At 71.2% G+C, this 15,954-nt stretch carries 1 protein-coding gene (cut by a window edge); it reads left to right on the top strand.

All coding sequences use genetic code 11. The features are described 5' to 3' along the window. On the top strand, nucleotides 1-15,954 hold part of the coding region annotated (locus D7X12_RS14710) for a non-ribosomal peptide synthase/polyketide synthase (protein WP_147443659.1) (this coding region is incomplete at its 5' end). Its footprint begins 16,233 nt before the window's first position; 15,954 of 32,187 annotated nt are visible.

Below are 15,954 nucleotides of genomic sequence, written 5' to 3'. Positions count from 1 at the left end.
CGCGAGCTGACCGATGCCCTGGAGACGCTGGCGAAGCAGGAGTCCGCCACGCCGTACATGGTGCTGCTGGCGGCCTTCACGTTGCTGTTGCACCGGTACTCGGGCCAGGAGGACGTGCTCATCGGCTCGCCCATCGCGGGCCGCCGTCACGCCGAATCCGAAGCCCTCATCGGCTACTTCGCCAACACCGTCGTGCTGCGCACGCAGGTGAAGGACACGCTGAGCTTCCGCGAACTGCTCGCGCAGGTGCGCACCACGACGCTGGGCGCGTACGAGCACCAGGACCTCCCGTTCGAGAAGCTGGTGGACGCCCTGAAGCCGGACCGCGACCTGAGCCGCACGCCGTTCTTCCAGGTGACGTTCACCCTGCAGAACGCGCCGATGCCGGAGCTGGTCCTTCCGGAGCTGACGCTCCGGGGTCTGGACAATGATCCGGGCATCATCCTCTTCGACCTGCAGCTCGTGATGAACCGCGGGCCCGACGGGTTCACGGGCGGGCTGCTCTACAACACGAGCCTGTTCGCGCAGCCCACGGCAGCGGGCATGGTCCAGCGGCTGGTGCTGTTGCTGGAGGCCGCCGTCCGCGCGCCGGACACGCGGCTGTCCGACCTGCCCCTGCTCACGACCGGGGAGCGCCGGCAGGTCCTGGTCGAATGGAACCGCACGTCTCGCGACTACCCGCGTGACTCGTCCGTGGCCGGGCTCTTCTCCGCTCAGGCCGCGCGCACGCCGGAGGCCCCCGCGCTGAAGTCCGGCGAGAAGACGCTCACGTACGGGGCCCTGGACCGCGCCTCCAACCAGTTGGCGCACCACCTGCGCCGCCTCGGTGTAAGGCCCGGGGACCGCGTGGGCCTGTGCCTGGAGCGCTCGTTCGAGCTCATCGTCGGCATGCTCGGCATCCTCAAGGCCGGGGCGGCCTACGTTCCGGTGGAGGCGAAATACCCGGCCGACCGCATCACCTGGATCCTCCAGGAGGCGGGCGTCAGCGTGCTGGTGACGCAGGAGTCGCTGGCGGATGAGCTGCCGTCGGTGGCGGACCTCCAGGTCCTCATGGACGGGGATGCGGCAGCGCTGGCGACACAGCCAGCGACCGCGCTGGACGTGGAAGTGCCGGCCGAGGCTCTGGCGTACGTGATGTTCACGTCGGGAAGCACAGGGCGCCCCAAGGGCGTCAGCGTGCCCCAGCGCGGCATCGTGCGGTTGGTGCGGGGCAACGACTTCATCCACTTCGGGCCGGAAGAGGTCTTCCTCCAACTGGCGCCGGTCGCGTTCGACGCGTCCACGCTGGAGGTCTGGGGCGCGCTGCTCAATGGCGCGAAGCTGGTGCTCGCTCCGTCCAGGGCGCTGTCCCTGGAAGAGACGGGTGTGCTCCTCACCACCGAGGGCATCACCACGCTGTGGCTCACCGCCGCGCTCTTCGAGCAGATGGTCATCCATCAGGGCGAAGCGCTGGCGAGGGTGCGGCAGGTGCTGGCGGGCGGCGACGTGCTGCCCGTGGAGCGCGTGCGTGAGCACCTGGCGCGGATGCCTTCGGGCTGCGTGCTCGTCAACGGCTACGGCCCCACGGAGAACACCACGTTCTCCGCCACGTATGCCCTGGGTGCCGGGGACAGCGTGGGCCGGTCGGTGCCCATCGGCCGGCCGCTGGCGCAGTCCACCGCGTGGGTGCTGGATGCAGCCCTCCAGCCCGTGCCGGTGGGCGTGCCGGGTGCGCTCTACGTCGGCGGCGATGGCCTCGCGTGGGGCTACCTGAACCGGCCGGAGCTGACCGCGGAACGCTTCATCCCCCACCCCTTCGCCACGGAGCCGGGGGCGCGGCTGTACAGCACGGGCGATCGCGTGCGTTGGCAGGCGGACGGGACGTTGGAGTTCCTGGGTCGCACCGACTTCCAGGTGAAGATCCGCGGCTTCCGCATCGAGCCGGGCGAAGTCGAGGCCGTGCTGCGCCAGTCGCCGCACGTTCAGGAAGCGGTGGTCCTGGCGCGCAAGGACTCGTCCGGTGACAAGCGGCTCGTCGCCTACGTCGTGTCCACGGGAGAGGGTCTCGATCCCGCCGCGCTGAAGGCGTTCGTCCAGAAGCAGTTGCCCGAATACATGGTCCCCACGGCCTGGGTGGAGCTGTCCGCCCTGCCGCTGTCGGCCAACGGCAAGGTGGACCGCAAGGCGCTGCCCGCCCCGGAGGCGCCGCGCGCCACCGACGCGAAGGTGTTCGCCCCTCGTAACGCGATGGAGACGGCGCTCGTCGCCATCTGGGCGGAGGTGCTGCACCTGGAGACCGTCGGCATCCACGACGACTTCTTCGAGCTGGGCGGCCACTCGCTGCTGGCCACGCAGGTGGTGTCGCGCATCCGTTCGACGCTGGGTGTGGAGCTGCCGCTGGGAGACCTCTTCAGCGCGCCCACCGTGGCCACGCTGGCGGAGAAGCTGGGCAGCGCCAGCCGCACGCAGGCCCCACCGCTGGTGCGCACGGAGCGCACCACGGCGCCGCCGTTGTCGTTCGCGCAGCAGCGGCTGTGGTTCATCGACCAGCTGGAGCCGGGCACCAGCCTGTACAACATGCCGCTGCCGCTGCGGCTGACGGGCGCGCTGGACGAAGGCGCGCTGCGCAAGAGCCTGGACGCGCTGATGGCGCGGCATGAATCGCTGCGCACCACGTTCCGCGTGGAAGCGGGCCAGCCCGTGCAGCACATCCACGCCGAGGCCACAGTGCCCTTCGAGTCCGTGGACCTCACGGGCATCGCGGACGCGACGGAGCGGCAGGCGGAAGCAGAACGACGCGGCCTGGCGGAATCCCGCCGCCCGTTCAACCTGGAGCAGGGCCCGGTGATTCGCGCCCTACTCCTGAAGCTGGGCGCGGAGGACCATGTGCTGGTGGTGCACGTGCACCACATCGTGTCCGACGGTTGGTCGTTGGGCGTGCTGGTGCGCGAAGTCACCGCCCTCTACGAGGCCTTCCGCCACGGCCAGACGCCCGCCCTGCCGGAGTTGCCGGTGCAGTACGCGGACTACGCCGTCTGGCAGCGCAACTGGCTCCAGGGCGACGTGCTGAAGGCGCAGCTTGGCTGGTGGAAGCAGCAGCTCGCGGGTGCATCCCACGTGCTGGATCTGCCCACCGACAAGCCGCGTCCGGCCGTCGCCTCCCAGCGCGGCGACGCGGTGTCCGTGCGCCTGCCGCGCGCGCTGTCCGAGCAGGTGGAGGCCCTGGCGCAGAAGGAGGGCGCCACGCCCTTCATGGTGCTGCTCGCGGCCTTCCAGACCGTGCTGCACAAGTACTCCGGTCAGGACGACGTGCTGGTGGGCTCCCCCATCGCGAACCGCGGCCACGCGGAGACGGAGGGCCTCATCGGCTTCTTCGTCAACACGCTGGTCCTGCGTGGAAGCTTCGGCGCCCGGACGACGTTCCGGGAGCTGCTGGCCCAGGTGCGCACCACGACGCTGGGCGCGTACGAGCACCAGGATCTCCCGTTCGAGCGGCTGGTGGAGTCGTTGCAGACGACGCGCGACCTGTCCCGCACGCCCCTGTTCCAGGTGCTGTTCGCGCTGCAGAACGCGCCCCTCCCGGAGCTGGCGCTGCCCGGCCTGTCCGTGTCGGGGGCTCACTTCGGCGGCCGGGACCTGTCCCTGTTCGAGATGAGCCTGGACCTGAACCGGGACGCGGATGGCTTCGCCGGCATGCTTCAGTACGCGACGGACCTGTTCGAGCCCGCCACCATCGAGCGGCTCGCCACGCACCTGCGCGTGCTGCTGGAGACCGTGCTCGTGCGGCCCGATGTGCCGCTGGCCGACGTGCCGCTCAGCTCGCCGGAAGAACACGCCCGGCTCGTGAGCATCGCGCGCGGGGACGTCGTGGACTTCGACCTGGAGTCCACGCTGCATGGGCTCATCGAAGCGCAGGTGGCCCGCACACCGGACGCGGACGCCCTGGAGTTCGAGGGGACGACGCTGTCCTTCCGTCAGCTCGACGCCCGCGCCAACCAGCTCGCCCGGCACCTGCGCTCGCTGGGCGTGGGCCCGGAGTCGACGGTGGCCCTGAGCCTGGAGCGCTCCGCGGACGCCCTCATCGCGTTCCTCGCGGTGCTCAAGGCGGGCGGCGCGTTCGTGCCGCTCGATCCGGCAGCCCCCTCGGCGCGCAAGGACTTCCTCCTGCGCGACTGCGGCGCCTCCGTGCTGCTGACCACCCGGGCCCTGGCCGACGCGTGGCAGCCCGACGTCGAGCACGTGGTGAAGCTGGATGTCGAACAGACCTGGCTGGCGGCGCTCTCCGAGGAGCCCCTGCCCCCCTCGGCGGGCCCGGACAACCTCGCGTACGTCATCTACACGTCGGGTTCCACGGGCACGCCCAAGGGCGTGATGGTGCAGCACCGCTCCGTCGTCCACCTGCACCACACGCTGGTCCGGAAGCTCTACACGCAACAGCGTCCGCTGCGCGTCAGCCTGAACTCGGCGCTGTATTTCGATGCCGTCATCGAGGCGTTCATCAAGCTGCTCGCCGGCCACTGCCTCTGCATCATCCCGGAGGACACGCGCCGGGATCCGGAGCGGATGCTCGCGTGGATCGAGCAGCAGCGCATCGACCTGCAGACCAGCACGCCCTCGCAGCTCAAGCTCCTGCTGGAAGCGGGAATGCTGGAGCGCGCCTGGGTGCCGTCACAGTTCCTGGTGGGCGGCGAGGCCATGGACGAAGCCCTCTGGCGCCTCTTCGCCGGGACGACCCGTACGCGCGCCTTCAACGGCTACGGCCCCACCGAGTGCACCGTGGCCGTCACGGCGTACGACGTCCAGGGCACCGCCCTGCCCCGGCCCGTCATCGGCCGGCCGCTGGACAACCTGCGCGCCTACGTCCTGGATGAGCACCAGCGCCTGGTGCCCTTCGGTCTGCCCGGCGAGCTGTGCTTCTCCGGCGCGGGCGTCACGCGTGGTTACCTGCGCCGCCCGGACCTCACCGCGGAGCGCTTCATTCCGGATCCGTTCAGCACCCAGCCCGGCGCGCGCCTCTACCGCACGGGCGACAAGGCCCGCTGGCGCGAGGACGGCACGCTGGAGTTCATGGGCCGCCTGGACTTCCAGGTGAAGCTGCGCGGCTACCGCATCGAGCTGGGCGAGGTCGAAGCCACCCTGCGCTCGCACCCGGACATCCGGGACGCCGTGGCCATGGTCCGTGAGGACGTGGCCGGGGATGCGCGCCTCGTCGCCTACGTCGTGCCGGAGGTGGACGCCGCGCCCCTGCGCGAACACCTGCGCAAGCACCTGCCGGAGTACATGGTGCCGGCCACGTTCGTCACCCTGCCCGCCCTGCCGCTGACGCCCAACGGCAAGGTGGACCGCAAGGCCCTGCCCGTGCCCGAAGCGTCGCAGGTCGGGTCGCGCGACTACGCAGCGCCCGAGACGCCGACGGAAATCGCGCTGGCCGCGCTGTGGAGTGAAGTGCTGCGCATCCCCACCGTGGGACGGCACGACAACTTCTTCGAGCTGGGCGGCCACTCGCTGCTGGCCACGCAGCTGGTCTCCCGCGTGCGCGCCCACTTCGGGGTGGAGCTGCCGCTGCGCGCGTTCTTCGAACGGCCCACCGTGGCCGCGCTGGCCGCGCTCATTGATTCGTTCCAGGGCCCGGACGGCACGGGTGCGTCCCTGCCCGCGCTGGTCCGCGCGGAACGTCCGGACGTGCTGCCGCTGTCGTTCGCCCAGCAGCGGTTGTGGTTCATCGAGCAGCTCGGCACGGCGGGGACCGCGTACAGCATCCCGGTGTCGCTGAAGCTCGAAGGTCCGCTGGATACGGCCGTGCTGCAGCACGCGTTCGATGAGCTGGTGCGCCGTCACGAAGCGCTGCGCACCACCTTCCGTCCGCACGAGGGCTCACCGTCGCAGGTCATCCACCCGCCCTCCCCGATGCCGCTGCGCCACGTGGACCTCACGTCCATCGCATCGCCGGAGGAGCGTCAGGCGGAGGCCCTGCGGATCGCCGCCGACGAAGCCCGCATCCCGTTCAACCTGGAGACCGGTCCGCTGGTCCGGGTGCTCGTGTTGAAGTTGGGCCCCACGGAGCACGGGCTGGTGCTGACGCAGCACCACATCATCTCCGACGGCTGGTCCACGAGCGTCCTGGTGCGGGAGATGGGCGCGCTCTACGCGGCCTTCTCCAAGGGCCTGCCCTCGCCCCTGCCGGAGCTGGCGGTGCAGTACGCCGACCACTCCCTGTGGCAGCGCGGCTGGCTCCAGGGCGACGTGCTGGAGCAGCAGCTCGGCTATTGGCGTCAGCAGCTCGACGGCGCCGCGCCGTACCTGGACCTGCCCACGGACCATCCGCGTCCGGCACGGCAGTCCTTCCAGGGCGCCGACCAGACCGTGTCCCTGCCGCTCGCGCTGAGCGAGGCGGTGGAGGCGATGGCGAAGCGGGAGTCCGCCACGCCGTACATGGTGCTGCTGGCGGCCTTCAAGCTGCTGCTGCACCGGTACTCGGGCCAGGAGGACGTGCTCCTCGGTTCGCCCATCGCGGGCCGCCGCCACGCCGAATCCGAAGCCCTCATCGGCTACTTCGCCAACACCGTCGTGCTGCGCACGCAGGTGAAGGACACGCTGAGCTTCCGTGAACTGCTCGAGCAGGTGCGCACCACGACGCTGGGCGCGTACGAGCACCAGGACCTCCCGTTCGAGAAGCTGGTGGAGGTGCTGAACCCCGAGCGTGACCTGAGCCGCACGCCGTTCTTCCAGGTGACGTTCACCCTGCAGAACGCGCCGATGCCGGAGCGGGTGCTCCCGGAGTTGACGCTCCGGCCGATGGACAGCGAGCTGCGCTACAGCCTCTTCGACCTGCAGTTGTTGCTGGGCCGCACCCCCGACGGCTTCGGCGGGACGCTGCTCTACAACACCGCGCTGTTCGCGCCCGAGACGATGGCGGGACTCGTCCATCGCTTCCAGGTCCTGCTGGAAGTGGCCCTGGCTTCGCCCGAAGTCCCCGTGGCGCGGCTCCCGTTGATCACGCCCGAGGAGCGCCAGAAGCTGCTCGTCGGGTGGAACCCCGCGTCCCGCGACTACCCGCGTGACGCGTCCGTGGCCGGGCTCTTCTCCGCTCAGGCCGCGCGCACGCCGGAGGCCCCCGCGCTGAAGTCCGGCGAGAAGACGCTCACGTACGCGGCCCTGGACCGCGCCTCCAACCAGTTGGCGCACTACCTGCGCCGCCTGGGTGTAAGGCCCGGGGACCGCGTGGGCCTGTGCCTGGAGCGCTCGTTCGAGCTCATCGTCGGCATGCTCGGCATCCTCAAGGCCGGGGCGGCCTACGTGCCGGTGGAGGCGAAGTACCCGGCGGACCGCATCACCTGGATGCTCCAGGAGGCGGGCGTCAGCGTGCTGGTGACGCAGGAGTCACTGGCGGATGAGCTGCCGTCGGTGGCGGACCTCCAGATCCTCATGGATGAGGAGGCGGCCATCATCGCGAAGCTGCCGGAGACCGCACTGGACGTGGAAGTGCCGGCCGAGGCGCTGGCGTACGTGATGTTCACGTCGGGCAGCACGGGGCGTCCCAAGGGCGTCAGCGTGCCCCAGCGCGGCATCGTGCGGCTGGTGCGCGGCAACGACTTCATCCACTTCGGGCCGGAAGAGGTCTTCCTCCAACTGGCGCCAGTCGCGTTCGACGCGTCCACGCTGGAGGTCTGGGGCGCGCTGCTCAACGGCGCGAAGCTGGTGCTCGCTCCGCCCAGGGCGCTGTCCTTCGAGGAGACGGGCGCGCTGCTCACCACCGAAGGCATCACCACGCTGTGGCTGACGGCCGCGCTCTTCGAGCAGATGGTCGTCCATCAGGGCGAAGCGCTGGCGGGCGTGCGACAGGTGCTCGCGGGCGGCGACGTGCTGCCGGTGGAGCGCGTGCGTGAGCACCTGGCGCGGATGCCTTCGGGCTCCGTGCTCGTCAACGGCTACGGCCCCACCGAGAACACCACGTTCTCCGCCACGTATGCCCTGGGTGCCGGAGACAGCGTGGGCCGGTCGGTGCCCATCGGTCGGCCGCTGGCGCAGTCCACCGCGTGGGTGCTGGATGCAGCCCTCCAGCCCGTGCCGGTGGGCGTGCCGGGTGCGCTCTACGTCGGCGGCGATGGCCTCGCGTGGGGCTACCTGAACCGGCCGGAGCTGACCGCGGAACGCTTCATCCCCCACCCCTTCGCCACGGAGCCAGGGGCGCGCCTCTACAGCACCGGAGATCGCGTGCGTTGGCAGGCGGATGGGACGTTGGAGTTCCTGGGTCGCACCGACTTCCAGGTGAAGATCCGCGGCTTCCGCATCGAGACCGGCGAAGTCGAGGCCGTGCTGCGCCAGTCGTCGCAGGTGCGCGAGGCCGTGGTGCTGGCGCGTGAGGACGTGCCCGGGGACAAGCGGCTGGTCGCGTACATCGTGCCCACGGCTGACGCAGGCGATCTGGACCCGCTCAAGGCGTTCGCCCAGAAGCTGCTGCCGGACTACATGGTGCCGGCCGCGTTCGTCACCCTGCCCTCGCTGCCGCTGTCGGCCAACGGCAAGGTGGACCGCAAGGCGCTGCCCGCCCCGGAGGCGCCGCGCGCCACCGACGCGAAGGTGTTCGCCCCTCGTAACGCGATGGAGACGGCGCTCGTCGCCATCTGGGCGGAGGTGCTGCACCTGGAGACCGTCGGCATCCACGACGACTTCTTCGAGCTGGGCGGCCACTCGCTGCTGGCCACGCAGGTGGTGTCGCGCATCCGTTCGACGCTGGGGGTGGAGCTGCCGCTGGGAGACCTCTTCAGCGCGCCCACCGTGGCCACGCTGGCGGAGAAGCTGGGCCGTGCCAGTCGGACGCAGGCGCCGCCGCTGGTCCGCGCGGAGCGGACCCCCGCACCGCCGTTGTCGTTCGCCCAGCAGCGCCTCTGGTTCATCGACCAGCTGGAGCCGGGCACCAGCCTGTACAACATGCCGCTGCCGCTGCGGCTGACGGGCGCGCTGGACGAAGGCGCGCTGCGCAAGAGCCTGGACGCGCTGATGGCGCGGCATGAATCGCTGCGCACCACCTTCCGCGTGGAAGCGGGCCAGCCCGTGCAGCACATCCACGCCGAGGCCACAGTGCCCTTCGAGTCCGTGGACCTCACGGGCTCGACAGAGCCTCAGGCCGAGCTGGAGCGTCGGGCCCTCGCGGAGTTCCGCCGCCCGTTCGACCTGGAGCAGGGCCCGGTGATTCGCGCCCTGCTCCTGAAGCTGGGCGCGGAGGACCACGTGCTGGTGCTGCACCTGCACCACATCGTGTCCGACGGTTGGTCCCTGGGCGTGCTGGTGCGTGAAGTCACCACGTTCTACGAGGCCTTCCGCCACGGCCAGACGCCCGCCCTGCCGGAGCTGCCCGTGCAGTACGCGGACTACGCCGTCTGGCAGCGCAACTGGCTGCAGGGCGACGTACTGAAGGCGCAGCTCGACTGGTGGAAGCAGCAGCTCGCGGGCGCATCCCACGTGCTGGACCTGCCCACCGACAAGCCGCGTCCGGCCGTCGCCACCCAGCGCGGCGACGCGGTGTCCGTGCGCCTGCCGCGTGCCCTCTCCGAACAGGTGGAAGCGCTGGCGCAGAAGGAGGGCGCCACGCCCTTCATGGTGCTGCTGGCGGCCTTCCAGACCGTGCTGCACCGGTATTCAGGTCAGGACGACGTGCTGGTGGGCTCCCCCATCGCGAACCGGGGCCACGCGGAGACGGAGGGCCTCATCGGCTTCTTCGTCAACACGCTGGTGCTGCGCGGCAGCTTCGGTGCGCGGCCTTCCTTCCGGCAGCTCCTCTCGCAGGTGCGCACCACGACGCTGGGCGCTTACGAACACCAGGACCTCCCGTTCGAGCGGCTGGTGGAGTCGCTGCAGACGACGCGCGACCTGGCGCGCACGCCGCTGTTCCAGGCGCTCTTCGCGCTCCAGAACGCACCGGTGTCGGGGGCGACGATGCCCGGCCTCGCCGTACAGCCCGCCGACTTCGGCAGCCGTGCGACCACCCTGTTCGAGCTGAGCCTGGATCTGAGCCGTGACGCGGACGGCTTCGCGGGCCGGCTCGAATACGCGACGGACCTGTTCGAGCCTGCCACCATCGAGCGGCTCCTCACGCACCTGCGCGTGCTGCTGGAGACCGTGGTCGCGCGGCCCGATGCCCCGCTGGCCGACCTGTCCCTCGATGCACCCGAGACGCAGGCCAGGCTCCTCGGCCTGGGGCGCGGCGACGTCGTGGACTTCGACCTGGAGTCCACGGTGCACGGCCTCATCGAGCAGCAGGCGGTCCGCACGCCGGACGCGGACGCCCTGGTGTTCAAAGGGACGACGCTGTCCTTCCGTCAGTTCGACGCCCGGGCCAACCAGCTCGCCCGGCACCTGCGCTCGCTGGGCGTGGGGCCGGAGAAGACGGTGGCCCTGAGCCTGGAGCGCTCCGCGGACGCCCTCATCGCGTTCCTCGCGGTGCTCAAGGCGGGCGGCGCGTTCGTGCCGCTCGACCCGGCGGCGCCTGATGCGCGCAAGGCCTACATCCTGGAGAACAGCCGCGCCTCGGTGCTGCTGACCACCCAGGCCCTGGCCGAAGCGTGGCGGCCCGACGTCGCCCACGTCGTGAAGCTGGATGCCGCACAGGCCCACATCGCGACCCTCTCCGAGGAGCCCCTGCCTGCCTCGGCGGGCCCGGACAACCTCGCGTACGTCATCTACACGTCCGGCTCCACGGGCACGCCCAAGGGCGTGATGGTGCAGCACCGCTCCGTCGTCCACCTGCACCACACGCTGACCCGGAACGTCTACACGCAGCAGCGTCCGCTGCGCGTCAGCCTGAACGCGCCGCTGTACTTCGACGCGGTCATCGAGGCGTTCATCAAGCTGCTGGACGGCCATTGCCTCTGCGTCATCCCCGAGGAGACACGCCGTGAGCCGGCCCGGATGCTCGCGTGGATCGAGCAGCACCGCATCGACCTGCAGACCAGCACGCCCGCGCAGCTCAAGCTCCTGCTCGACGCGGGGATGCTGGAGGGTGCCTGGGTGCCGTCGCGGCTCCTGCTGGGCGGCGAAGCCCTGGACGAGGTGACGTGGCGGCGGCTCGCTGCGACGGACCGCACGCGCGCCTTCAACGGCTACGGTCCCACCGAGACCACCGTCTGCGTCACGACGTACGACATCCAGGGCACTGCCCTGCCCCGGCCCGTCATCGGCCGACCGCTGGACAACCTGCGCGCCTACGTCCTCGATGAGCACCAGCGCCTGGTGCCCTTCGGTCTGCCCGGCGAGCTGTGCTTCTCCGGCGCGGGCGTCACGCGCGGCTACCTGGGCCAGCCGGAGCTGACGGCGGAGCGCTTCGTTCCGGATCCGTTCAGCACGGAGCCTGGAGCGCGCCTCTACCGCACGGGTGACAAGGCCCGCTGGCGCGAGGATGGGACGCTGGACTTCATGGGCCGCCTGGACTTCCAGGTGAAGCTGCGCGGCTACCGCATCGAGCTGGGCGAAATCGAAGCCACCCTGCGCACGTACCCGGGCATCCGGGACGCGGTCGCGGCGGTGCGCGAGGACGTGCCGGGCGATGCGCGGCTCGTCGCATACGTCGTGCCGGAGGTGGACACCGCACCCTTGCGCGAACACCTGCGCAAGCACCTGCCGGAGTACATGGTGCCCGCCGCGCTGGTCGCCCTGCCCGCCCTGCCGCTGACGCCCAACGGCAAGGTGGACCGCAAGGCCCTGCCCACGCCGGAAGCGTCGCGGATCCCCACCCGCATCACCGACGCACCCGGGACGCCCACCGAGGTGGCCCTGGCCTCGCTCTGGAGCGAGCTGTTGCGCGTGCCCGCCGTGGGCCGTCACGACAACTTCTTCGAGCTGGGCGGTCACTCGCTGCTGGCCACGCAGGTGGTGGCCCGGGTGCGTGCCCGCTTCGGCGTGGAGCTGCCGGTCCGTGCGCTGTTCGAATCGCCCACCGTGGCGGCACTCGCCCTGCGCCTGCCGGACGCGCCGACCGCCACCCTGCTGCCGCCGCTGACCCCGGCCGCGACGCCTGGGCCGCATCCGCTGTCGTTCGCGCAGCAGCGCCTCTGGTTCATCGACCAGTTGGATCCGGGCAGCCCGCTCTACAACATGCCCACCGCGCTGCGCCTGTCGGGCACGGTGGACGTCCCGGCGTTCCAACAGGCCTTCGACGCCCTGGTCCAACGGCATGAATCGCTGCGCACCACGTTCGAGGCCCACGACGGCGAGCCCCGTCAGCGCATCCATCCCGCCCCGACGCAGAGTCTGTTCGTGGTGGACCTCACGTCGCTGCCCCAGGAAGCGCGCGAGGCCGAAGTGCTCCGGCTCGCGAGCGAGGACGCCCTGCGTCCGTTCGACCTGGCCGCGGGCCCGCTGGTGCGGCTCACGCTGCTGAAGCTGGACGCGAGTGAGCACGTGCTGCTCCTGTGCCTCCACCACAGCATCAGCGATGGTTGGTCCATCGGCGTGCTGGTGCGTGAGGTCGTGGCCCTCTACGAGGCGTTCCGTCAGGGGCTGCCGTCGCCGCTGCCGCCGCTGCCGGTGCAGTACGCGGACTACGCCGTGTGGCAGCGCGACTGGCTCCAGGGGGATGCGCTGGAGGCGCAGCTGGGGTGGTGGAAGCAGCAGCTCGCCGGCGCGCCGCAAGCACTGGCCCTGCCCACCGACAAGCCCCGTCCCCCGCAGCGCTCCGCACGGGGCGCGATGCTCCCGGTGCACGTGCCTCCGGCCCTGAGCGAAGCGGTGGAGGCCCTGGCGCAGCGCGAGGGCGCCACGCCCTTCATGGTGCTGCTGTCGGCCTTCCAGACCCTGCTGCACCGGTACTCGGGTCAGGAGGATCTGCTGGTGGGCACGTCCATCGCGGGCCGGCGTCACGCGGAGACGGAGGGCCTCATCGGCTTCTTCGTCAACACGCTGGTGCTGCGTGCGCGCTTCGACGCGCGTCCCTCGTTCCGTCAGGTGCTCACGCAGGTGCGCGCCAACACGCTGGGCGCGTACGAGCACCAGGACCTCCCGTTCGAGCGGCTGGTGGAAGCGCTCCAGCCCGCGCGCGACCTGTCGCGCACGCCGCTCATCCAGGCCCTCTTCGTGCTCCAGAACACGCCGGAGTCGGAAGCGCGCCTGCCGCAGCTCACGCTGCGTCCGGTGGAGGTGGAGCTGAACTCGACGAAGTTCGACCTGGACCTGAGCCTGAGCCGCACGGCCCGGGGCTTCGAGGGCGCCCTCTTCTACAGCACGGACCTCTTCGAGGCGGCCACCGCCCGCAGGCTGACGGAGCACCTGGTCCAACTGCTGGAAGGCGCCATCGCCACGCCGGACGCCGCCGTGGAGACGCTGCCCCTGCTGTCCGCGGACGAGCGTCAGTGGGTGCTGGAGGAGTGGAGTGGCGAGACGGCGGCCTTCCCGGCCGACCTGCCCTTCCACACGCGCTTCGAGCAGCAGGTGACCCGCACGCCCAAGGCGCCCGCCGTGGTGATGGGCGAGACGACGGTCTCCTTCCACCAGCTCAACGTGCGCGCCAACCAGCTGGCCCACTACCTGCGCACGTTGGGGGTGGGTCCCGAGGTGCCGGTGGCATTCAACCTGGAGCGCTCGCCGGAGGCGCTGGTCACGCTGCTGGGCATCCTCAAGGCGGGCGGGGCCTACGTGCCGCTCGACCCGGCGGCCCCTTCCGCGCGCAAGGCCTTCATCCTGGAGAACAGCGGCGCTTCGGTGCTGCTGACGACCCAGGCCCTGGCCGAGACGTGGCAGCCGACGGTGCGTCACCTGGTGCGCCTGGACACGGAGGCACGGCGCATCGACGCGCTGTCGCCGGGCAATCCGCGCGCGGACGTGCGGCCTGAACACCTGGCGTACATCCTCTACACGTCCGGCTCCACGGGCACGCCCAAGGGCGTGATGGTGCAGCACCGCTCCGTGGTGCACCTGCACCGCGCCATGGCGGACGTCCTCTCCGCCGGGGCCCTGAAGCCCCTACGGGCCAGCCTCAACGCGCCGCTCTACTTCGACGTGTCCGTGGGGCAACTGCTGTTGCTGCTGGATGGACACTGCCTGTGCCTGGTGCCGGAGGACGTGCGCCTGGAGCCGGAGCGGATGCTCACGTGGCTGGAGCAGCAGCGCATCGACGTGCTGGACTGCACGCCGTCGCAGCTCAAGCCCCTGCTGGAGGCGGGCCTGCTGGAGCTCCCCCACGTGCCGGCGAGCCTCCTCGTCGCCGGTGAAGCGGTGGATGAAGTCACCTGGCGCGTCCTCGCCGGGACGACGCGCACGCGCGCCATCAACGCCTACGGCCCCACCGAGGGCACGGTGTACGCCACCTCGTGGAGCATGCAGGGCGCGCCGCAGTCGGCGCCGGTCATCGGCCGGCCGCTCGTCAACATGGGAGCATTCGTGCTCGACGCGAGCCTGAACCCCGTGTCGGTGGGCGTGCCCGGGGAGCTGTTCATCTCCGGCGAGGGACTCGCGCGCGGCTACCGCGCCCGGGCGGACCTCACCGCGGAGCGCTTCATCCCCCACCCGTTCAGCACGGAGCCCGGTGCGCGGCTGTACCGCACGGGTGACAAGGCCCGCTGGCGGCAGGACGGGACGCTGGACTTCATGGGGCGCGTGGACTTCCAGGTGAAGCTGCGCGGCTTCCGCATCGAGCCCGGTGAAATCGAAGCAGCCCTGCGCACGCACCCGGGCATCCGGGACGCGGTGGCCTTCGTCCGCGAGGACGTCCCGGGCCTGCCGCGCCTCGTGGCCTACGTGGCCCCCGCCGTGGACACCGCTCCCTTGCGCGGCCACCTCCAGCGCTCGCTGCCGGAGTACATGGTGCCGGCCACCTTCGTCGCGCTGCCGGCCCTTCCGCTCACGAGCAACGGCAAGGTGGACCGCTCGGCCCTGCCGGCCCCGGTGGAGGGGGCGGTGGACCCGGGGGCCCTGATGGGTCCGCGCGATGCGACCGAGGCACGGCTCGCGCTGCTCTGGGCGCAGGCGCTGGGTGTGTCCGCCGTGGACGTGCGCAGCAGCTTCTTCGAATTGGGCGGCCACTCGCTGCTCGCGGTGCGGCTGCTGGCGGCGGTGAATCGCGAGTCGGGCCGACGCCTCCCGCTGTCGGCGCTCTTCCAGGCGCCCAGCGTGGAGCGGTTCGCGCGGTGGATGAACGAGGCGCAGGAGACCCGGCCCTTCTCGCCGCTGGTGCCCTTCGCGAAGGAAGGTCCGGGCACCGCCCCACCGTTCTTCTGCGTCCACCCGGTGGGTGGCAACGTGCTCGCGTACGCGGAACTCGCGCGGCGGCTGGGGCCGGAGCAGCCCTTCTACGGCTTGGAGGCCCGGGGCCTGGATGGCACGAGCGCCCCCCTGGGGACGGTGGAGGAGATGGCCACCAGCTACGTGCAGGCGCTGCGCACGGTGCAGCCTTCCGGGCCCTACCACCTGGGCGGCTGGTCGCTGGGAGGCGTCATCGCCTACGAGATGGCGCACCAGCTGCGCGCGGCGGGCGAGGAGGTGGCGCTGCTCGCGCTCATCGACTCGTACGTCCCACAGACGGTGGCGGCTTCAGAGCCGGCGCTGGAGCGCATGTTGGCCGTGGGCTTGTTCGCCCAGGACCTGATGGGCGTCTCCCTGGAGGAGCTGGAGCTGGACCTGGCGGAGCTGGCGACGCTGGAGCCTGAAGCGGCCCTCACCCGGGTGCTGGAGTCCGCGGTGCGTGCCGGAGCGCTGCCGCCGGGCGTGGACAGCGCGAACCCGGTCGCCCTCTTCCGCGTCTTCGAGGCCAACCTCGAAGCGGCCCGGCGCTACCACCCGCCCGCGATGGAGCAGCGGGTGCTGCGCGTGCAGGCGGAGGAACTGGCGGACACGGGCCCGGGCGATGGGGGCTGGTCCGCGCTGGTGGGTGAGCGGTTGGATTCGCACCGCCTGCCGGGCAACCACTACACGCTGCTGCGCGAGCCCACCGTGCGGACCGTGGCGGACCTCTTGAAGAAGGCCCTCCGCGAGCCGCGCGGGAAGTGA

The sequence above is a fragment of the Corallococcus sicarius genome, assembly GCF_003611735.1.
Taxonomy (GTDB): domain Bacteria; phylum Myxococcota; class Myxococcia; order Myxococcales; family Myxococcaceae; genus Corallococcus; species Corallococcus sicarius.
This window is presented reverse-complemented; position numbering and strand designations above follow the sequence as displayed.